An 18,977-nucleotide genomic window follows, 5' to 3' on the forward strand; every position below is an offset into this window, starting at 1 on the left:
ATGAAAACATTCACATATGTCACCCGCAGAGTACATGGATTAGCTGACGAGGAACTGGGTGGCCGCCAGCTCCCGGTAGAGCTCGTCCTCCCCGACCAGCGAGTCGTGCGTCCCGACCGCCCGTACGCCGCCCCCTTCCATGACCACGATCCGGTCCGCGTTCGTCACGGTGGACAGCCGGTGGGCGATCACCAGCACGGTCGTCTCCGTGGCCACCTCGGCGATGACCTCGCGCAGCCGCAGCTCGTTGACCGCGTCGAGCTGGGAGGTGGCCTCGTCGAGCAGCAGCAGCCGGGGCTTGCGCAGCAGCGCCCTGGCGATGGCGACGCGCTGGCGCTCGCCGCCCGACAGCAGCACGCCGCGGTGCCCGACCGGCGTCTCCAGCCCTTCGGGCAGCCTGTCCACCAGGTCGTCGAGCCTGGTGCGGGCGACGGCCCGGCGCAGCTCGTCCTCGGTGGCGTCCTGGGCGGCGAAGAGCAGGTTCTCCCGGAGGGTGCCGGCCAGCACGGGGGCGTCCTGCTCGACGTACCCGAGGGCGGCCCGCAGGTCGCCCAGCGGCCAGTCGCGGATGTCGCGCCCGCCGATGGTGATGAGCCCCTTCTGGTGGTCGTAGAAGCGCTCGATCAGCGCGAACACCGTCGACTTGCCCGCGCCCGACGGCCCCACCAGCGCGGTCAGCCCGCCGGGCGGCACCTCGAAGGTGACCCCGTCGTGCACGGTCGGCCGGTCGTCGCCGTACTTGAAGACCACGTCCCGGAACGTCACCCCGACCGGCTCGGAGGTCCCCGCGACGGCGGCGCCGACCGGCTCCGCGGGCAGGTCCTCGATCTCCTTGATCCGCTTCATCGCGGCCAGCCCCTGCTGGAGCTGGACGCCGCCCTGGACGAGCTGCCCGATCGGCGGCACCAGGTAGAACAGGTACAGCAGGAACGCGATCAGCGACGACACCTCAAGCGTCCCCGACGCGACCCGGGCCCCGCCGACGGCCAGCACGGCGAGGAACGCGATCTGCACCGCCATCCACGTCGCCACTCCCGCGAGCGACGTCCACCCGGCGACCTGCAGCCCCCGGTCGCGGGCGCGCACCGCCGCGTCGCCCACCACCGCGATCTCCCGCTCCTCCGCGCCGCTGGCCTTGACGGTCCGGTACGCCTGCAGCGCCCGGTCCAGCACGGCCCCCATCTCGCCCACGGCCTCCTGGGCATGGGTCTGCGCCCGCTGGATCCTCGGCATGATCAGCGCGACGAGCCCGCCGATCACCACCACCACGAGCAGCGTGACCAGCAGCAGCACGCCGTCCATGGTCGCCATCATGATGATCGCCCCGACCAGCATGAACGTGGCGCTGACGGACTCGACGATCCCGTTGGTCAGCACGGCCCGCAGCAAGGTCGTGTCGCCCGTCACCCGCGACAACAGGTCGCCGGGCTTGAGCCGGTCCACGTCGGCGACCTTGAGCCGCAGCATCCGGTCGACGAGCTTGCGCCGGGCGCCGAGCACGATGCCCTCGCCCGTGCGCTCCATCAGATAGCTTCCGGCGGCCGACACGACCGCGCCGATCAGCACCGCCGCGGTCAGCCCCAGCAACGGCCCGGCCATCGAGCCGGTCTCGCCGAACGCGTCCACGACGTATTTGGCCAGCAACGGCATGGCGAGACCCGCCGCCGAGCCGATCAAGCCCAGTAATCCGCCCAGGATCAGGATCTTCCGGTGCGGGCGGACGTGGGAGAGCAACTCCTTGACCACCACATCTCCTTCCACGACATGTCTCGACTTGCTCTAACGAACGGGACCGCGCGATCCGCACCACTTCGACAGAGTCAACCTAGATTGACGACTTAAGTATGTCAACTTTCGTTGACCCTCATTCTTGAGGAGGAGACGACATCCGGAAGCGTCCGGTGGACGAATAGGGCGTCGAGGAACCCGGCCGGAACCTCGCAGTAAACGATCAGCCCTTCCGAAAGGACCGAAAATGGAGCTCCGGATCAACCGGCGCGCTCTAGTCGGACTTGGCCTCGCCGCAGCTGTCGCCGCGTCGTCGTTGGCCGTGCTCCGCACCGACTCCGGCATCGCTTCCTCGCACCGCGAGGCTCCCATGATCGCGGGCGACCCCCAGCACGACAACACGGACGTGTACGCGTTCGTGAGCCCTGACAAGGCCGACACGGTGACCCTGCTGGCCAACTGGATCCCGTTCGAGGAGCCCCACGGCGGCCCGAACTTCTACCCGTTCGCCACCAAGTCCCGCTACAACATAAAGATCGACAACGACGGCGACGCCAGGCCCGACATCACGTACGAGTGGACGTTCCGCAACGAGGACAAGCGCGGCAACACCACGTTCCTGTACAACAACGGCCCCGTCACCTCGCTCGACGACCCGAACCTGCTCTTCCGCCAGCGCTACACCCTCAGGAAGATCACTCCCAGCGGCACCCGGACGCTGGTCAGCGACGGCATCGTCGCGCCGAGCAACGTCGGCCCGGCCTCGATGCCCGACTACGGCACCCTGCGCGCCCAGTCCATCAAGAGCCTGCCCGGCGGCGGCAAGTCGTTCGCCGGCCAGGCCGACGAGGCGTTCTTCCTGGACCTGCGCGTGTTCGACCTGCTCTACGGCGGCAACCTGTCCGAGGTCGGCCAGGACACCACCCGGGGCTACAACGTGAACAGCGTGGCCCTCCAGGTGCCCTCCTCCGAGCTGGCGCTCAAGGGCGACGTCAAGCGCAACCCGGTGATCGGCGTCTGCTCGACCACCGACAAGTTCAACGGCAGCAGGTACGTGCAGGTCTCGCGCCTGTGCAACCCGCTGGTGAACGAGGTCGTCTCGCCCGCCGGGCTCAAGGACGCCTTCAACGCCCTGCCCCCGGAGAAGGACGCCGATGTGGCGCCGCTGGTCAAGCGGGTCATCGACCCCGAGGTGGCCAGGCTGCTGGAGGCCATCTACGGCATCAAGGCCCCCGCGACCCCGCGCAACGACCTGGTCGAGATCTTCCTGACCGGCATCGCCAAGCAGAACGGCCCGATCAAGGCCGACCTGAACTCGCAGGTGCTCAACAAGGACGCGGGCAAGCTGCGCCCCTCCGAGATGCTGCGGCTGAACATGGCGATCCCGCCCGCGAAGGACCCGAACCGCCTCGGCGTGCTGGCCGGTGACCTCCAGGGGTTCCCGAACGGCCGCCGTCTCATCGACGACGTCGTGGACATCGAGCTGCAGGCCGTGGCCGGCGCCGCGGTGACCGGCAAGCTCGTGCCCGGGCTGACGGACAAGGTGGACAGGAACGACAAGCCGATCCTCCAGTCGTTCCCGTACATCCCGCTGCCCAGCAACGTCGCGGTGAACCAGCGCTGACTCCCCGACCGGCCTGCTCCCTCTCCAAGCGGGCCGGTCAGCCCCCGGCGGCAGACCACCCTTCTCCCACCGTCTGCCGCCGACATGAGGCCGGCCGGCCGTGCTCCCCGTCACGGCCGGCCGGCCAACTCCCCAGCACCCTGGAGCCTTGGACATGCGTGCCTTCGTGATATTCGCCGGGCTTGCCCTCATCGGGGCCATGACCTTCACGATCCTCTCGTTCTCGGCGGCGCCCGCGCCGGGGCCGGTGGCGGACAAGCCGTTCACCGAGACGCTGCAGGATCGGCTCAAGCGCCTGCCGGGCGACTACCGCGGCTGGGCCCAGCTCGCCACCCAGTACGTCGACCAGGCCAGGATCACCGGCGACCCGTCGTACTACACGAAGGCGGAAGGCGCGATCACCACGGCCGCCAAGCTGAGGGCCGAGGACGACGCGGTGCTCACCGGCCAGGCGACGCTGGCCGCCGGACGCCACGACTTCGCCGAGGCGGTGCGGCTGGCCGAGCGCGCGATCGACGTCAACCCGTACGGCGCCCCGGCCTACGGCGTGCTGGCCGACGCGCGGACCCAGCTCGGGGACCTGCGCGGGGCGCGGCGGGCCGTGGACGAGATGCTGGGCCTGCGCCCCGGGGTGGCGGCCTTCGCCCGCGCCTCGTACGCGGCCGAACTGCGCGGCGACCGGGCCGGAGCCCGCAAGTACCTCGAAATGGCGCAGAACGACGCATGGCAGCCGGCCGACCTCGCCTACGCCCGCTACTACCTGGGCGAGCTGGCCCTCCACTCCGGCGACCTGGCCACGGCGGCCGGCTGGTACGCCAAAGCCCTGCAGGCCTACCCCGGCTACACCCCGGCGCTCGCGGGCCAGGCCAGGACCGCCGCGCTGAGCGGCCGGCTGACCGAGGCGCTCGGCCTCTACCAGAGCGTCGTCGAACGCCTCCCGCTCCCCCAATACCTGATCGAGCAGGGCGAGACCCAGATCAAGGCGGGCCGGCCCGCCGACTGGACCCTGCTGAAGGCGCAGCGCAGGCTGTTCCAGGCCGCGGGCGTGCGTGACGACCTGACCTGGGCCGAGTTCGAGGCCGACCACGGGGACCCGGCGCTGGCGGTCGAGCACGCCAGGGCCGAGTACGCGCGCAACCCGAACCTGGTCGCCGCCGACGCCCTCGCCTGGGCCCTGTTCAAGGCGGGCAAGCCGGCCGAGGCGCTGCCGTACGCCAAGAAGGCCACGGCGACCGGCTGGCAGAACCCGCTGCTGAAGTACCACCGCGCCAAGATCGAGCAGGCGCTGGGCCGGTCCGTCAAGGTGGACGCCGGCTTCGACCCGACACTGTCCGCACTGGCGAGGTTCTCATGAGAGTCATCCGGCTCGGCCTGCTGTCCGTCGCGATGGGCCTGGTGCTGTCGCTGGGCCTGAGCGTCGTCCTGGTCGCCGCGGCCAAGGCCGCGCCCGTGGCGATGCACCCGCTGGGCAACTTCACCGTCAACCACTACAACGGGCTGCGGATCTCGCCCTCCGACGTGCGCAACCTCGCCGTCGTGGACGCGGCCGAACTGCCCACGCTGCAGGCCAAGCCGCAGGTGGACGCCTCGTACGCGACCCGCCGCTGCGGCGCGCTGGCCGCCGCCCAGCGGCTCACGGCGGCGGGCCGGACGGTGCCGTGGCGGGTGGCCGGCTCCGCCTTCGCCTACGCCCCCGGCCAAGGAGGCCTCCAGACCAGCCGGCTGACCTGCCGGCTCGTGGCCGAAGTCCGCGCATCGGGGGCCGTGGAGTTCGCCGACGGGTTCGAGCAGGACAGGATCGGCTGGCGGGAGATCACGGCGGTGGGCGACGGGGTGCGCCTGGTCCGCTCGTCGGTGCCGGCGGTGAGCGTGAGCAAGGAGCTGCACGCGTACCCCGAGGACCTGCTGGCGAATCCGCTCGACCAGCGCACCGCGACGATGACCGTCGCGCCCGGCGCGGGCCTGCCCGGCCAGGGCGGCTCCGGCGCTCCCGGCGGCACCGTGTCCGGCGGGATCGGCATCGGCGGGCCGATCGGGGACGCGCTGGCCGCCCTGGACCGGACGTTCGCCGGGCTGATCGGCTCCGACTCGCTGACGCTCCCGCTCGGGCTGCTGGCCGTCGGGCTGGCCGTGGTGCTGGGCGCCGGGCACGCGCTGATCCCCGGGCACGGCAAGACCATCATGGCCGCGTACCTGGCCGGACGGCGTGGGCGACCGCGCGACGCGCTCGTGGTGGGCGCGACGGTGACGGCCACGCACACGGTCGGGGTGCTGGTGGTGGGGCTGCTGCTGAGCGCGTTCACGGCGCTGGCGGGCGAGTCCGTGCTGGCGTGGCTGGGGGTGGCCAGCGGCGTGCTGATCGCCGTCATCGGCTTCCGCCTCCTCCTGAACGCCCGCCGCGGCACCTCCCCGCACAGCCACGGCCACGGTCATGGACACGGCCACGGTCATGGGCACGGTCATGGGCACGGGCACGGGCACGACGGCGAGGAGGCGACGAAACGGGCAGGGCTGGTGGGGCTCGGCATCGCGGGCGGGCTCGTCCCCAGCCCGTCGGCCCTCGTCGTGCTCCTCGGCGCCATCGCGCTCGGCCGCACCTGGTTCGGCGTGGCGCTGGTGACCGCGTACGGCATCGGCATGGCCGCCACCCTCACCGCCACCGGCCTGCTGCTGGTCAAGCTGGTGGACCGCCTGGAACAGCGCGCCTCGGCGGGCCGCCGCCTGGCCGCCAGGCTCTCGGGTCTGGCCCCGGTGGGCACGGCCGCGATGGTGGTGCTGCTCGGCGCGGGCCTGGCCCTCCGCTCGGTGGCCACCCTCTAGCGTCCGTACATCTACGCCTTTATAGTCATGTCCATGACTACTCATGGACATGACTATTCATGGCTCTGAGGCATGCGGTGCTGGCGGCTCTGCTCGGCGGCGAGTACAGCGGCTACCAGCTCACCAAGATCTTCGACGTCGGCGTCTCCAACTTCTGGTACGCCGCCCCTCAGCAGCTCTACGCGGAGCTGACCAAGCTGGAGGCCCACGGGCTGATCGCGGGGCGGGAGGTCGTCCAGACGGGCCGGCCCAACAAGCGGGTGTTCACGGTCACCGAGGCCGGGGCCGCCGAGCTGGCGGCCTTCGCCGCGACCCCGCCCAAGCCCCTGCTCATCCGCGACGACCTCGCCGTCAAGGTGCACGCCGTGGACCACGTCCACCCGGGGCCCGTGATCGAGCAGCTCCGGGAGCGGGCGGAGGAGGCCGCGGTCAGGCTCGCCTTCTTCGAGCAGACCCTCCTGCGCATACGCGGTGACCTGGACGAGGAGACGTTCCTGCGCCGGGGCGAGCACGTCGGCCCCTACCTGTCCTGCCTGGCCGGCTGCCGCCTGGAACGCGAGATGCGCGACTGGTGCCTGGAGACCGCCCGGACCCTGACCGGACGCGCGGCCCACGTGGAGAGGACGCCATGACCTACGTGCGTTACGTCGCCATCGGCGACAGCCAGACCGAGGGCCTCGGGGACGGCGACGACGTCACCGGCCACCGCGGCTGGGCCGACCGCCTCGCCGAGCACCTGGCCGCCGCCGACCCGGACCTGCTCTACGCCAACCTCGCGGTCCGCGGCCGCCAGGCGGCCGAGATCCGGGCCGAGCAGCTGCCCGCCGCCCTGGCGCTGCGCCCCGACCTGGTCACGGTCATGGCGGGCATGAACGACATCATCCGCCCCGGCTTCGACGCCGCCGTGGTGGCGGGCATCGTGGAGGACATGATCGTCCGGCTGACCGCCGAGGGCGTGCACGTGGTCACCATGACCTTCCCCGACATCGCCAGGATCGCGCCGATGGCCCGCCCGCTCCGGCCCAGGCTGATCGAGTTCAACGCCCGTGTCCGCGTCGCCGCCGCCCGCCCGGGGGTCACGCTGGTGGACACGTTCCCGCTCGACTTCACCGACGCCCGGATGTGGAGCGCCGACCGGCTGCACGCGAGCCCGGCCGGGCACACCCGCTTCGCCGCCGCCGTCGCCCACGCCCTGGACCTGCCCGGCAGCAACGACACGTGGATGGCGCCCCTGACGCCGCTGCCCGCCCCGGGCGCCTGGCGCGCGGCGTCGACGGAGCTGCGCTGGCTGGCCACCTTCGCCGGCCCGTGGATCGGCCGCCGACTCCGCGGCCGGTCCTCCGGCGACGGCCGCACCGCCAAACGCCCGCTGCTCACCCCGGTGATCGCGGGAGGCCAGCCGATGTCCGGCGCATCCGGGTCGTCGTAGCCGATGTCCCCGCCGTCCGGCTCAGGTGTGCCGGCGGCCGCGGCGCGTGGAAGGGAGATCGTGACGCCCTGAGAGGAACTCCTGGAAGGCGATCTTGGCCCTGATCGCCGGCCGGCGCCACCGTTCCTCCCGGTGGATGGCCTTGGCCATCTTGCGCGGCGAGCGCTGGGCGAAGAACCAGCGGGCCCACGGGGAGCCGGGGCGGGCCAGCCGTATCGCGCCCACCACCAGCATCGGCGGCACGAACAGGCCGGCCATCCCCGTCCAGATCTTGCCCTTGAGCAGGGTGACGACGGCGAGCGCCAGGTTGGCCACGATGAGCGCGCCGGGGTTGACCAGGGTGCCGTAGTCCCAGGTCAGGGGGCGCAGGCCGATGAGGAGCAGGCCGGTGACGGCGATCGCGATGAAGACCGCGTCCACCGAGGTGCGCCCCTCCTCCTCCCAGTACACGTCGTGCAGGTGCAGGATCAGCGCGAACTCGTCCAGCACGAGCGCCGACCCGATGCCGAAGATGGAGGCCGCGACGGCGTAGCCGACCTGCGAGGCGGAGGACACGATGAGCCCGCTGACCCCGCCGACCAGCATCAGCACGACGCCGAACACGATGTGGTGGATGTGCATCTCGCCCACGTTCAGGTTGCGGAACCAGCCGATCTTCGCCCTGATCAGGCGGACGTTGATGCGCGTGGCGATGAACGCCACGATGAGCGTGACGAAATAACAGAACAGCGGCAGCCGTCCTGTGGCGACGATGTTGTGCTCGAACCAGTTCCCCATGACTCTAGAAAGAGATGGTACGAGGGCCCCTGCACCTTCTAGACCGTCAAGCGAGGAAGGCCCGCAAAAGGGCTGCTGTGCCCTCCAGATGCTCGGTGACCGCCCGGCGGGCCCCGTCCGGGTCCCCGGCCAGGATGGCGTCCACGATGGCCTGGTGCTGGCTCGCGGCATGATCGAGGTTGACCTGGAGCATGGGGATAACGTTCAGCAGGTCGCTCACCCGCGAGCGGGCGTCCGCGCACGCCGTGGCGAGCAGGGTGGAGCCGGTCAGCTCGGCGATGGACAGGTGGAAGGCCGTGTCGAGGCGGCGGTAGTCCTCGATCGGGGCCTCGTTCAGCTCCGACAGCCGGCGGAGCAGCACCTCCCGCCTGTCCTCCGCGAGGCGGGAGGCGGCCAGCACCTGGGCCGCCCCGCACTCCACCGCCAGGCGGAACGTGAGCGCGTCCGACAGGTCGTCGCTGCCCATCTCCGCCACGACCTGCCGCAGCTCGCCCGCGTCCGGTTTGGGGGGAACGTACGTGACGAAGGCTCCCCCGTAGCGGCCCCTCCGCACGTCGAGGTAGCCCGCGTCCGACAGCGCGCGGATCGCCTCGCGCAGGGTGACCCGGCTGATGCCGAGCCGCACTGCCAACTCGCGCTCCGGCGGGAGCTTGTCGCCGGGCGGGACCACACCGAGCTTGATGGCCTGGAGCAGCCGTTCCACCGTCTCCTCGAAGGCGTTGCCGGCCCGCACCGGGCGCAACACCGTCATCAAACGCGCCGACTCGTCCAACGTGTCCTCAGGTCTTGACAACGGATCCCGCGTACACATCAATGGTCTAAGACTAGCCCAATCAACGGGAAAGCGCCTCTGACCAGATCGGAGCGGGGATAGCGTGAGCGAGCGATCGAGCACCGGGTTCCTTTCCGTCAGCGAGCTGCGCGACGAGGTGGCGCTCGGGCGCATCGACACCGTGCTCCTCGCGATCGCCGACATGCAGGGCAGGCTGCAGGGCAAGAGGCTGTCCGCCCGCTATTTCCTCGAAGAGGTGCTGCACCACGGCTCCGAGGGGTGCAACTACCTGCTCGCCGTCGACGTGGACATGAACACCGTCGGCGGCTACGCGATGTCGTCATGGGAGCGGGGCTACGGCGACTTCGTGATGAAGCCGGACCTCGCGACGCTGCGCAGGGTGCCGTGGCACGAGGGGACCGCCATGCTGATGGCCGACCTCGCCTGGGAGGGCGGCGGCGACGTGACCGCCTCGCCCCGGCAGATCCTGCGCAGGCAGCTCGCCCGCCTCGCCGAGCGGGGGCTGGCCGCGTACGTGGGCACCGAGCTGGAGTTCATCGTCTACGAGGACAGCTACGAGGACGCCTGGAAGCGCGGCTACCGGGACATGTCACCGTCCAACCTCTACAACGTGGACTATTCGCTGCTCGGCACCGCCCGCATCGAGCCGCTGCTGCGGCGGATCCGCCAGAACATGGAAGGCGCCGGCCTGTACGTCGAGTCCGCCAAGGGCGAGTGCAACCTGGGCCAGCACGAGATCGCCTTCCGCTACGACGAGGCGCTCAGGACCTGCGATCACCACGTCATCTACAAGAACGGCGCGAAGGAGATCGCCGCCCAGGAGGGCAGGTCGATCACCTTCATGGCCAAGCCCAACCAGCGCGAGGGCAACTCCTGCCACATCCACATCTCGCTGCGCGGCGGCGACGGGGATCCGGTGATGGCGGGCGACGGGCCGCACGGGCTCTCCCCGCTCGGCGCCCGCTTCATCGCCGGGCAGCTCGCCTGCCTGCGCGAGCTCACCCTCCTGTACGCCCCCAACATCAACTCCTACAAGCGCTACGTCCCCGGCAGCTTCGCGCCCACGGCCGTCAAGTGGGGCGTGGACAACCGCACCTGCTCGCTCCGGCTCGTCGGCCACGGCCCGTCGCTGCGCGTGGAGAACCGGGTGCCGGGCGGCGACGTCAACCCGTACCTCGCGGTGGCCGCGCTGATCGCGGCCGGGCTGCACGGCATCGACAACGAGCTGCCGCTGGAGAGCGCGTTCGAGGGCAACGCCTACGACTCCGGCGCCGAGAGCGTGCCCCACACGCTGCGGGACGCGCTGGCGCTGTTCGAGGGGTCGAAGCTGGCCCGCGAGACGTTCGGCGAGGACGTGGTCGAGCACTACGCGAACAACGCGCGCGTGGAGCTGGCCGCGTTCGACGCGGCGGTGACGGATTGGGAGCTGTTCCGTGGTTTCGAGCGGATGTGAAAGAAGCACATGAAGATCGTTAATCCGGCGACGGAGGCCGTCCTCGCCGACGTCGAGCTGGCCGACGCCGCCGAGGTGGACCGGGCGGTGGAGCGTGCCAGGGCCGCGTACGCGACCTGGCGCGAGGTGTCGCCCGGGGACCGGGCGCGGCTGCTGCGCAGGTTCGCCGGCCTGGTGGACGAGCACGGCGAGGAGCTGGCGCGGCTGGAGCTGGCCAACTCCGGGCACCCGATCGGGAACGCCCGGTGGGAGGCCGGCAACGTCCGCGACGTGCTGCACTTCTACGCCGGCGCCCCCGAGCGCAACCACGGCAAGCAGATCCCGGTGCCGGGCGGCGTGGACATCACGTTCCAGGAGCCGCTGGGCGTGGTCGGCGTCATCGTGCCGTGGAACTTCCCCATGGTGATCATGACCTGGGGTGTGGCCCCGGCGCTCGCGGCCGGCAACACGGTGATCGTCAAGCCGGCCGAATGGACCCCGCTGACCGCGCTGAGGCTGGCGGAGCTGGCCCTCGCCGCGGGCCTCCCCGAGGGGGTGCTCCAGGTGCTGCCTGGGGCAGGGGAGGTCGCGGGGGCCCGGCTCGTCGAGCATCCCGGCGTGGCGAAGATCGTGTTCACCGGCTCGACCGAGGTGGGCAAGGAGATCGCCGCCAAGGCGGCCCGGCAGGTCAAGCGGGTCACGCTGGAGCTGGGCGGCAAGTCCGCCAACATCGTCTTCGCCGACGCGGACCTCGACAGGGCCGCGAGGACGGCGCCGTACGCGGTCTTCGACAACTCGGGACAGGACTGCTGCGCCCGCTCCCGCCTCCTCGTCCAGGCCGAGGTGTACGACGAGTTCATGGAGCGCCTGACGGCGGCCGTGCGGGGCGTCACGGTCGGCGACCCGCTCGACGAGGGCACCGAGATGGGCCCGCTGATCAGCGCCGAACACCTCGACCGGGTCCGCGGCTTCGTCCAGGGCACCCCCTACCTGCAAGGATCCTGCCCCGAGGGCAAGGGCTTCTGGTTCCCGCCGACCGTGCTGACGCCGGAGCTCACCGACCCGGCCTTCACCGAGGAGATCTTCGGTCCTGTCATGTCCGTGGTGCGCTTCGAGGACGAGGCGGAGGCCGTACGCATCGCGAACGACACCCCGTACGGCCTGAGCGGCTCCATCTGGACCCGCGACGTCGGGCGGGCGCTACGCGTGGCCAGGGCCGTCGAGTCGGGCGCGCTCTCGGTCAACTCGCACTCGTCGGTCCGCTACTGGACCCCCTTCGGCGGCTTCAAGCAGTCCGGTCTCGGCAGGGAGCTCGGCCCTGACGCCCTGGCGGCGTTCACCGAGACCAAGAACGTCTTCATCTCCTGGGAGTGAAAGTGCAGCGTTTGCAGGATCGGGTGGCCGTCATCACCGGCGCGGGCAGCGGCATCGGGCTGGCCACGGCACGCAGGCTCGCCGAGGAGGGCGCCAAGGTCGTCTGCGTGGACGTCGACGAGGAGGCCGGCGTCAAGGCCGCGAACGAGGTCGGCGGCCTCTTCGTCAAGGCCGACGTCACCGACGAGGACGACGTCGTCAGGATGTTCCGGACCGCCTTCGACACCTACGGCAGCGTGGACATCGCCTTCAACAACGCCGGCATCTCGCCGCCCGACGACGACTCGATCCTGGAGACCGGCATCGACGCCTGGCGCCGGGTCCAGGAGGTGAACCTGACCAGCGTCTACCTCTGCTGCAAGCACGCCATCCCGTACATGCGGCGGCAGGGCAAGGGCTCGATCATCAACACCGCGTCGTTCGTGGCCGTCATGGGGTCGGCGACCTCGCAGATCTCGTACACGGCGTCCAAGGGCGGCGTGCTGGCGATGTCGCGCGAGCTGGGCGTGCAGTTCGCCCGGGAGGGCATCAGGGTGAACGCGCTGTGCCCCGGGCCGGTGAACACGCCGCTGCTGCAGGAGCTGTTCGCCAAGGACCCGGAGCGGGCGCAGCGGCGGCTGGTGCACATCCCCGTCGGGCGCTTCGCCGAGGCCTCGGAGATCGCGGCGGCGGTGGCGTTCCTGGCCAGCGACGACGCGTCGTTCATCACGGGTAGTGAGTTCCTGGTGGACGGGGGCATCTCCGGCGCCTACGTCACGCCGCTGTAGCTCTGTTCTGGTTTCTCGGGGGTCATATCGTGCAGCGTCCCGTCATCGGCATCACGTCGTACGTGGAGCCGGCGAAGTTCACGGTCTGGGACATGACCGTGGCGCTCCTGCCGTACATGTACGTGGAGCAGGTCGTACGCGCCGGCGGGCAGCCGATCGTGCTGCCGCCGGCCGGCGAGCCCGCGCAGGTCGTCGGCCGCCTGGACGGCCTGATCCTGGCCGGTGGCGGGGACGTCGATCCGGCCCGGTACGGGCAGGAACCTGGGGATCAAACCGGCTATATCCGCAAATTTCGGGATGAGGCGGAGTTTGGGCTGATCGCGGCGGCCCTCGACGCCGGCCTGCCGTACCTCGGCATCTGCCGCGGCCTCCAGGTGCTCAACGTCGCCCTCGGCGGCACCCTCCACCAGCACCTCCCCGACGTCGTGGGGCACACCGGCCACTCCCCCGCTCCCGGCCGGTTCGGCCCGCTGCCCGTCACGCCCGTCCCCGGCAGCCGCCTGGCCAAGGCGCTGGGCACGGAGCCCGTGACCGTCCCCCACTACCACCACCAGGCCATCGACCGGCTCGCGGACGGCCTCACGGTCACCGCCACCGCCGGTGACGGCACGATCGAGGCGGTCGAGCTGGACTCGGCCCCCTTCGCCGTGGCCGTGCAGTGGCACCCCGAGGCGGCCGAGGACGGCGCCCTCTTCGAGGCGCTCGTGGCGGCCTGCCGCCCCGTTTTCACCCCACCTGTTTGAGCACGCCGTTCAGCACCACGGCTCCGGCGCCGTGCTTGGCGTCGAGATCCCGGCGCTGCTCGTCGGTGGCCACCCAGACCTGCGCCTCCACCTGGTTGCGCAGCACGCTGGAGGACGCCGAGACGAGACGGTCGCCCAACTCGGCCTCGACCTCCTGCTGGATCGCCTGCAACTCGCTCTCGCTGCGTGCCGCGCCGCTGACGCACAGCGCGCCGCCCCACACCTCGCGGACCCACGCCTCACGGCCGGACAGGTCGCCGGTGAACTTCAGGTTGAGCACCAGCCGCAGCGGGTCGTTGGCCTCCGGCGACTCCGCGGGGAGCCCGTCCATGTAGCTCTGGTCGAGCCAGGCGCCCGCGAACTCCTCGACCGTTCCGGCCCGTGCCATCGCCTTGTCCAGCGCCTGCTGGGTGGCCTTGGCGGGATCGACGGGCCGCCAGCCGCCCTCCGGCGCCGGGCACGGGCTCGTGAAGTCCTCCTTGCGAGCGGGGGCCGCCTTCTGGGGCGCGCCCGGCGGCTCGGTGAGCGTCAGCCTGGTGCCGTCCCAGGTGCCCACGACGTGGTATTCGCCCCACTTCACGCCGCCCTGCGACTCGTGATCCACCTTGCTCCAGTCCCAGCCGACGACGTCAAGACCGCTGCACTGCGGCGGCAACGACGTCATGACCGTCAGGCACAGCTGCGGCCCGTGCCCGCCGCCTTCGAGCACCGTCCCACCGGCCTCGTAACGGGGCGGGGGCGCGGCCTCCGACGCGCTGCAGCCCGCGAGGGCCAGGGTGGCCAGCAGGCCGAAAGTCGCCGTTCGCCGATTCATATCCTTTCGACGTCACCACCCCCCGGAGTGGTTCATGAGCAATCAGAACGCGACAACAACCCCATCGCGGCACTAGGCTGACGGGCATCACCGGCGAAACCGTGCGGGAGAGCGCCCTGGCAGCCGGTCAGGGTCCCTGAAGGAGCAAGCCCTCCCCGCAAACCTCTCAAGGCAAAGGACCGCGCGGACGCCGGACGGGAGATCTGCCACGTTTCCCGTCCGGAGGTGACCTCTGGAAAGCAGGCCCGCGGGGCCTCGCCGAAGGTGAAAGTCCGGCAAAACTCGGGCGAAGCTCTCAGGCATCGATGACAGAGGGGGAGGATGCTGGCATCCAATCCTGTCCAGAGGTGCGACAAATGTCCCGACCAACACCGCTACGAGACGTTCACGAGAGCCTCGGCGCCACGCTCACCGACTTCGCCGGGTGGCTCATGCCGCTCCGGTACGGGAGCGAGTCCGCAGAGCACAACGCCGTTCGCCAGGCGGCCGGGCTGTTCGACCTCTCCCACATGGGCGAGATCTTCCTGACCGGGCCGCAGGCCGGGCAGGCGCTCGACTACGCGCTGGTCGGCCACCTGTCGGCGCTGGCGACCGGGCGGGCCAGATACACGATGATCGTCAACGAGCGGGGCGGGGTGCTCGACGATCTCATCGTCTACCGGCTCGACGACGACGAGTTCATGGTCGTGGCAAACGCCTCGAACTACGAAAAAGTGGCAAAAGAGCTGATTGAGCGGTCGAAGGCGTACGACGTGCTGGTCGAGGACCGGTCGGACCAGTACGCGCTGATCGCCGTACAGGGGCCTCGGTCCCAGGAGATCCTCGCCACGCTCACCGACGCCGACCTCGACGGGCTCAAGTACTACGCGGGCCTGCCCGACCTGGTCGACGGGCGGCAGGCGCTGATCGCCCGCACCGGCTACACCGGCGAGGACGGGTTCGAGCTGTTCGTCGCCAACCAGGACGCGGTGCCGCTCTGGCACGCGCTCATGGCGGCGGGCGAGCCGCACGGCCTCAAGCCCGCCGGCCTGTCCAGCCGCGACACCCTCAGGCTCGAGGCCGGCATGCCGCTCTACGGCAACGAACTGGGCGTCGAGCTGACCCCGTTCGACGCGGGGCTGGGCAGAGTGGTGAAATTCGACAAGCCGGGCGACTTCGTCGGCCGGTCGGCGCTCGAGGCGGTCAAGGACGACCCGCCCCGGCGCCGGCTCGTCGGCCTGGTCGCGCGGGGACGCCGGGTGCCGCGCCACGGCTACCCGGTCACCAAAGACGGCGCCGTCGTCGGCGAGGTCACCAGCGGTGCGCCCTCCCAGAGCCTGGGCAGGCCCATCGCGATGGCCTACGTGGACACCGAGGCCGAGTCAGGCCTGGCCGTGGACATCCGGGGCAGCCATGAACCTATGGACCTGGTAGAGCTGCCCTTCTACAGGAGGAACAAGTGAGCAACATCCCTGACGACCTGGGCTACACCAAGGAGCACGAGTGGGTGGCCGGCCTCGACGACGGCCTCACCGTGACCATCGGCGTCACGGCCTTCGCCGCCGAATCTCTTGGTGACGTCGTCTTTGTGCAGCTCCCCGACGTCGGCTCGAGCGTCGAGCCGGGCGAATCCGTCGGCGAGGTGGAGTCGACCAAGTCGGTGAACGAGATCTACACCCCCGTCGGGGGTGAGATCGTCGAGGTGAACCAGGCCGTGGTCGACGACCCGAGCCTGGTCAACAGTGACCCGTATGGCGACGGCTGGATGTTCCGGGTGCGCGTCGAGGGCGACGCCGAGGACGTGCTCTCCGCCGAGGAGTACAAGGCACTCACCTCAGGCGATTCCTGACCTTTTTCGCCGGGGCCCTGCGACGGGCCCCGGCACTGCGCTCATGAGAGGCGCCATCAGTGACTCCTCCGCTCCCTCAAAGGAGCGGCTTCTCGCTTCCCTCAGCTGAGGTAGGCGACGGACAAGCCCTGCCCGTTTCGACCGAGAAAATATCAGGCAATGGCGATCAGCGTCTTCGACCTTTTCAAAATCGGCATCGGCCCGTCGAGCTCCCACACGGGAGGCCCGATGGCGGCCGCGCACAAGTTCGCCCGCGGGCTGCACGACGACGGGCTGCTCTCCCGGGTCACGCGGGTCGAGGCCATCCTGTACGGCTCGCTCGGCCTGACCGGCAAGGGCCACGGCAGCGACAAGGCGGTCCTGCTCGGCCTGTCCGGCGAGAAGCCCGAGCTCGTCGACGTCGACTCCATCGACGGCCGCCTGGCCGAGATGCGCGAGTCGGGCACGGTCAAGCTGTACGGGACGCACGAGATCCGCTTCGTCGTGGGCGAGCACCTCGTCTTCGAGCGCAAGATCTCGCTGCCCGAGCACCCGAACGGCATGCGCTTCACCGCGTACGACGCCGACGGCGAGCAGCTCAAGGAGAAGGTCTACTTCTCGGTGGGCGGCGGCTTCGTCGTCGACGAGAAGGCCACGGGCGCCGACCGCATCAAGCCGGACGACACCGTCCTGCCCTACCCGTTCACCACGGGCGAGGAGCTGCTCAAGCACTGCTCCAACACGGGCCTGTCGATCTCCGCGCTGATGCTGGAGAACGAGAAGGCGTTCGGCCGCACCGAGGAGGAGATCCGCTCGGGCCTGCTGCGGCTCTGGGCGGTCATGTCGGAGTGCGTGCGCCGGGGCATCTCCAAGGAGGGCGTCCTGCCCGGCGGTCTCAAGGTCAAGCGCCGCGCCAACCAGCTCCACCGCCGCCTGCAGTCGGAGCCGGCGGAGAAGGACCCGCTGCAGGCCATGGACTGGGTCGCGCTGTTCGCGCTGGCGGTCAACGAGGAGAACGCCGCCGGGGGCCGCATCGTCACCGCCCCCACCAACGGCGCCGCCGGCATCATCCCGGCCGTCCTGACGTACTACACCCGCTTCGTCCCGCACGCGGACGAGGAGGGCGTGGTCCGCTTCCTGCTGACGGCGGGCGCGATCGGCGTGCTGTTCAAGGAGAACGCCTCGATCTCGGGCGCCGAGGTGGGCTGCCAGGGCGAGGTCGGCTCCGCCTGCTCGATGGCCTCGGCCGGCCTCACGGAGGCCCTCGGCGGCACGCCCGAGCAGGTCGAGAACGCGGCCGAGATCGGCATCGAGCACAACCTGGGCCTGACCTGCGACCCGATCGGCGGCCTGGTCCAGATCCCGTGCATCGAGCGGAACGCGGTGGCCTCCAACAAGGCCATCACGGCCGCCCGGATCGCCCTGCGCGGCGACGGCCGCCACTTCGTGCCGCTGGATCGTGCCATCAAGACGATGCGGGACACCGGGCGGGACATGCTGGACAAGTACAAGGAGACCTCACGCGGCGGCCTGGCCGTCAACGTGATCGAGTGCTGACCTCACCCTGACGGCCGCGTCAGCGGCGGACGTGCAGGCGGACGACGGTGCTCGCCTCGTCGTCGCGGACCTCGCGGCGGATCCTGCCGACGATGTCGTGGTCCAGTTTGCTCACCACCGCGCCCACGTCCGCGGTGGACGGGCACGTCAGGGTGACGCGCAGGCCGTTCTCGGTGACCCGCACCGCCGACCGGCCCAGCCCTTCCACGCCCTTCAGCCCGACGAAGAGCATCGCGGTGCCCGTGCCGTTGCGGGCGCCGCGGCGGCCCCAGCCGAGGCTGAGCAGGAGCCAGCGGAGCGAGACCAGCGACAGGAGCAGGAAGCTCAGGGCCAGCACCCACAGGGGCCAGGGCTCGTCGGCCAGCGCCCGGCGGGCCTGGGCCGGGAGGACCTTGGCGGTGGCGGGCAGGTCGAAGAAGCGGCCGTGGCCGCGGAGCCAGGCGTACATGCCCAGGCCCAGCAGCGTGGCGCCCACGATGGCCAGGCCGACGCGGTTGCCCGCGTACTGCCGCATCGCGGCCCCCTTGCCGCGCGGGGGTGTCCGTTGCGCGTCCGTGCGTTCGGGCATCAGGCCGCCTCTCCGCGTGGCCGGGGCCTCTCGGTGTGTTCGGGCATCAGGCTCCCTTTCTGCGCAGCCGGACCACGACCTCGCCCGTGCCCAGCGTGCCCACGCCCGCCAGCCGGTCCCCCACCGCCGTGCCGACCTGCCTGAGCATCGTGCCGGAGCTCTCCGTCCCCGTCATGACCGTGACCTCGATGGTGCTCCTGCGCAGCCGTACCCGGGCCCGGTCCACCCCCTGCACCTGCTGGGCGGCCGCGCGGAGCGTGCGGCGCAGGCCCGAGCGGGTGATGCCGATGACGGTCCGCGGGTCGGACGTCTCCACCGGCACCAGCCTCGACTGGCCGGGCACGAGCGCCAGCAGCAGCATCAGCGTGCCCGCGCCCACCATGCCCGCGGCGGCGGTGGCCAGCTCGGGCCAGGTGGTCCTGCTTGCGAGCTCGACCAGTCTGTTCACGGGGACCCAGCCGAGCCGGTGGCCGAGCAGCCCTGACACGATCTCGGCCGCCGTCGCCCCCAGCCCGGCGGCCAGCGTGAGCGCGACGAGGGCTCCAGGGAGGGTTCGCGCCGGCCTGAGCGCCCTGCTCGCCCGGCGCAGCCCGGTGTGCCGCGCGGGGACGGCGGCGCCGGGGACTGTCTGCTGAAGCGTGGTCATCACAACGACACACGTACACGGATCCCCCGGGGCCGGAACCGCGCCCCCGCCGCCCGTTTGCCCGAACATTACGGGGCGGCCAACAAGGTGAACAACAC

The 18,977-nt window shown here is 70.9% G+C and carries 18 protein-coding genes and 2 riboswitches; of the genes, 12 read left to right on the forward strand and 6 right to left on the reverse strand.

Going from position 1 to position 18,977, the window contains the following annotated elements:
* Positions 1 to 39: 39 nt before the first annotated feature.
* Positions 40 to 1,746 carry an ABC transporter ATP-binding protein gene (locus tag AB0L65_RS28320; protein ID WP_364250933.1) on the reverse strand — a complete coding sequence of 569 codons (1,707 nt, stop codon included), beginning with the start codon at positions 1,744 to 1,746 and terminating at the stop codon, positions 40 to 42.
* A 229-nt stretch (positions 1,747 to 1,975) separates the two neighbouring features.
* Between AB0L65_RS28320 and AB0L65_RS28325 the strand changes: the two genes are divergently transcribed.
* The 5 genes from AB0L65_RS28325 (at position 1,976) to AB0L65_RS28345 (ending at position 7,601) form a co-directional block, all read left to right on the forward strand.
* Complete coding sequence (locus tag AB0L65_RS28325; RefSeq protein ID WP_364250936.1) at positions 1,976 to 3,352, forward strand: DUF4331 domain-containing protein; 1,377 nt, start codon at positions 1,976 to 1,978, stop codon at positions 3,350 to 3,352.
* 154 nt (positions 3,353 to 3,506) lie between these two features.
* Positions 3,507 to 4,706 carry a tetratricopeptide repeat protein gene (locus tag AB0L65_RS28330; RefSeq protein WP_364250939.1) on the forward strand — a complete coding sequence of 400 codons (1,200 nt, stop codon included), beginning with the start codon at positions 3,507 to 3,509 and terminating at the stop codon, positions 4,704 to 4,706.
* Positions 4,703 to 6,172 (forward strand): sulfite exporter TauE/SafE family protein, encoded by a 1,470-nt coding sequence (locus tag AB0L65_RS28335; RefSeq protein ID WP_364250942.1) that lies wholly within the window; start codon positions 4,703 to 4,705, stop codon positions 6,170 to 6,172. The genes AB0L65_RS28330 and AB0L65_RS28335 overlap by 4 nt, the downstream gene beginning before the upstream one ends.
* A gap of 59 nt (positions 6,173 to 6,231) precedes the next feature.
* Positions 6,232 to 6,804 (forward strand): PadR family transcriptional regulator, encoded by a 573-nt coding sequence (locus AB0L65_RS28340; protein ID WP_364250945.1) that lies wholly within the window; start codon positions 6,232 to 6,234, stop codon positions 6,802 to 6,804.
* Positions 6,801 to 7,601: an SGNH/GDSL hydrolase family protein gene (locus tag AB0L65_RS28345; protein WP_364250948.1), complete on the forward strand. Its 801-nt coding sequence runs from the start codon at positions 6,801 to 6,803 to the stop codon at positions 7,599 to 7,601. Before AB0L65_RS28340 ends, AB0L65_RS28345 begins: the two co-directional genes overlap by 4 nt.
* A 21-nt stretch (positions 7,602 to 7,622) precedes the next feature.
* Here the strand turns inward: AB0L65_RS28345 and AB0L65_RS28350 are convergent, their stop codons facing one another.
* A complete protein-coding gene (locus tag AB0L65_RS28350; protein ID WP_364250951.1) occupies positions 7,623 to 8,378 on the reverse strand; it encodes a hypothetical protein in 756 nt (251 codons plus the stop codon).
* A 46-nt stretch (positions 8,379 to 8,424) separates the two neighbouring features.
* Positions 8,425 to 9,129 (reverse strand): FCD domain-containing protein, encoded by a 705-nt coding sequence (locus AB0L65_RS28355; RefSeq protein WP_364250954.1) that lies wholly within the window; start codon positions 9,127 to 9,129, stop codon positions 8,425 to 8,427.
* 124 nt (positions 9,130 to 9,253) lie between these two features.
* On the opposite strand from AB0L65_RS28355, the gene AB0L65_RS28360 reads away from it, so the two are divergent.
* Genes AB0L65_RS28360 through AB0L65_RS28375 form a run of 4 tightly spaced genes read left to right on the forward strand, consistent with a single transcriptional unit; the run spans position 9,254 to position 13,487 of the window.
* Positions 9,254 to 10,624 (forward strand): glutamine synthetase family protein, encoded by a 1,371-nt coding sequence (locus AB0L65_RS28360; protein WP_364250957.1) that lies wholly within the window; start codon positions 9,254 to 9,256, stop codon positions 10,622 to 10,624.
* A gap of 9 nt (positions 10,625 to 10,633) precedes the next feature.
* Positions 10,634 to 11,977, forward strand: coding sequence for an aldehyde dehydrogenase family protein (locus AB0L65_RS28365; protein WP_364250960.1), 1,344 nt, complete (start codon positions 10,634 to 10,636; stop codon positions 11,975 to 11,977).
* A gap of 2 nt (positions 11,978 to 11,979) precedes the next feature.
* Positions 11,980 to 12,744 (forward strand): 3-oxoacyl-ACP reductase, encoded by a 765-nt coding sequence (locus tag AB0L65_RS28370; protein ID WP_364250963.1) that lies wholly within the window; start codon positions 11,980 to 11,982, stop codon positions 12,742 to 12,744.
* A 29-nt stretch (positions 12,745 to 12,773) separates the two neighbouring features.
* The gene (locus tag AB0L65_RS28375) at positions 12,774 to 13,487 is read left to right on the forward strand and encodes a gamma-glutamyl-gamma-aminobutyrate hydrolase family protein (RefSeq protein ID WP_364250966.1); all 714 of its coding nucleotides are present in this window, start codon (positions 12,774 to 12,776) and stop codon (positions 13,485 to 13,487) included.
* Here AB0L65_RS28375 and AB0L65_RS28380 read toward each other — a convergent pair.
* Positions 13,471 to 14,301, reverse strand: coding sequence for a hypothetical protein (locus AB0L65_RS28380; RefSeq protein ID WP_364250969.1), 831 nt, complete (start codon positions 14,299 to 14,301; stop codon positions 13,471 to 13,473). The two genes, AB0L65_RS28375 and AB0L65_RS28380, sit on opposite strands and share 17 nt — an antisense overlap.
* A 94-nt stretch (positions 14,302 to 14,395) precedes the next feature.
* Positions 14,396 to 14,493: riboswitch (glycine riboswitch) on the forward strand.
* A 30-nt stretch (positions 14,494 to 14,523) separates the two neighbouring features.
* Positions 14,524 to 14,623: riboswitch (glycine riboswitch) on the forward strand.
* Positions 14,624 to 14,657: 34 nt separating this feature from the next.
* On the opposite strand from AB0L65_RS28380, the gene gcvT reads away from it, so the two are divergent.
* The 3 genes from gcvT (at position 14,658) to AB0L65_RS28395 (ending at position 17,665) form a co-directional block, all read left to right on the forward strand.
* Positions 14,658 to 15,743 (forward strand): glycine cleavage system aminomethyltransferase GcvT, encoded by a 1,086-nt coding sequence (gcvT, locus tag AB0L65_RS28385; protein WP_364250972.1) that lies wholly within the window; start codon positions 14,658 to 14,660, stop codon positions 15,741 to 15,743.
* Positions 15,740 to 16,129 (forward strand): glycine cleavage system protein GcvH, encoded by a 390-nt coding sequence (gene gcvH / locus AB0L65_RS28390; RefSeq protein WP_364250975.1) that lies wholly within the window; start codon positions 15,740 to 15,742, stop codon positions 16,127 to 16,129. The genes gcvT and gcvH overlap by 4 nt, the downstream gene beginning before the upstream one ends.
* A gap of 159 nt (positions 16,130 to 16,288) precedes the next feature.
* Complete coding sequence (locus tag AB0L65_RS28395) at positions 16,289 to 17,665, forward strand: L-serine ammonia-lyase (RefSeq protein WP_364250978.1); 1,377 nt, start codon at positions 16,289 to 16,291, stop codon at positions 17,663 to 17,665.
* Positions 17,666 to 17,684: 19 nt separating this feature from the next.
* On the opposite strand, the gene AB0L65_RS28400 is transcribed toward AB0L65_RS28395, so the two are convergent.
* The gene (locus AB0L65_RS28400; RefSeq protein WP_364250981.1) at positions 17,685 to 18,233 is read right to left on the reverse strand and encodes a hypothetical protein; all 549 of its coding nucleotides are present in this window, start codon (positions 18,231 to 18,233) and stop codon (positions 17,685 to 17,687) included.
* A gap of 46 nt (positions 18,234 to 18,279) precedes the next feature.
* Positions 18,280 to 18,879: a DUF6286 domain-containing protein gene (locus AB0L65_RS28405; RefSeq protein ID WP_364250984.1), complete on the reverse strand. Its 600-nt coding sequence runs from the start codon at positions 18,877 to 18,879 to the stop codon at positions 18,280 to 18,282.
* Positions 18,880 to 18,977: the final 98 nt, after the last annotated feature.

The sequence above is a fragment of the Nonomuraea sp. NPDC052116 genome, from assembly GCF_040680035.1.
Lineage (GTDB): Bacteria > Actinomycetota > Actinomycetes > Streptosporangiales > Streptosporangiaceae > Nonomuraea > Nonomuraea angiospora_A.

Excerpts from the sequence above, each read along its gene's own strand:
- AB0L65_RS28335 (WP_364250942.1), top strand. The coding sequence starts at position 4,703 with ATGAGAGTCATCCGGCTCGGCCTGCTGTCCGTCGCGATGGGCCTGGTG.
- AB0L65_RS28325 (WP_364250936.1), top strand. The coding sequence starts at position 1,976 with ATGGAGCTCCGGATCAACCGGCGCGCTCTAGTCGGACTTGGCCTCGCC.
- gcvT (WP_364250972.1), top strand. The coding sequence starts at position 14,658 with ATGTCCCGACCAACACCGCTACGAGACGTTCACGAGAGCCTCGGCGCC.
- AB0L65_RS28405 (WP_364250984.1), bottom strand. The coding sequence starts at position 18,879 with ATGACCACGCTTCAGCAGACAGTCCCCGGCGCCGCCGTCCCCGCGCGG.
- AB0L65_RS28355 (WP_364250954.1), bottom strand. The coding sequence starts at position 9,129 with ATGACGGTGTTGCGCCCGGTGCGGGCCGGCAACGCCTTCGAGGAGACG.
- AB0L65_RS28400 (WP_364250981.1), bottom strand. The coding sequence starts at position 18,233 with ATGCCCGAACGCACGGACGCGCAACGGACACCCCCGCGCGGCAAGGGG.
- AB0L65_RS28345 (WP_364250948.1), top strand. The coding sequence starts at position 6,801 with ATGACCTACGTGCGTTACGTCGCCATCGGCGACAGCCAGACCGAGGGC.
- AB0L65_RS28365 (WP_364250960.1), top strand. The coding sequence starts at position 10,634 with ATGAAGATCGTTAATCCGGCGACGGAGGCCGTCCTCGCCGACGTCGAG.
- AB0L65_RS28350 (WP_364250951.1), bottom strand. The coding sequence starts at position 8,378 with ATGGGGAACTGGTTCGAGCACAACATCGTCGCCACAGGACGGCTGCCG.
- AB0L65_RS28340 (WP_364250945.1), top strand. The coding sequence starts at position 6,232 with ATGGCTCTGAGGCATGCGGTGCTGGCGGCTCTGCTCGGCGGCGAGTAC.
- AB0L65_RS28395 (WP_364250978.1), top strand. The coding sequence starts at position 16,289 with ATGGCGATCAGCGTCTTCGACCTTTTCAAAATCGGCATCGGCCCGTCG.
- AB0L65_RS28330 (WP_364250939.1), top strand. The coding sequence starts at position 3,507 with ATGCGTGCCTTCGTGATATTCGCCGGGCTTGCCCTCATCGGGGCCATG.
- AB0L65_RS28380 (WP_364250969.1), bottom strand. The coding sequence starts at position 14,301 with ATGAATCGGCGAACGGCGACTTTCGGCCTGCTGGCCACCCTGGCCCTC.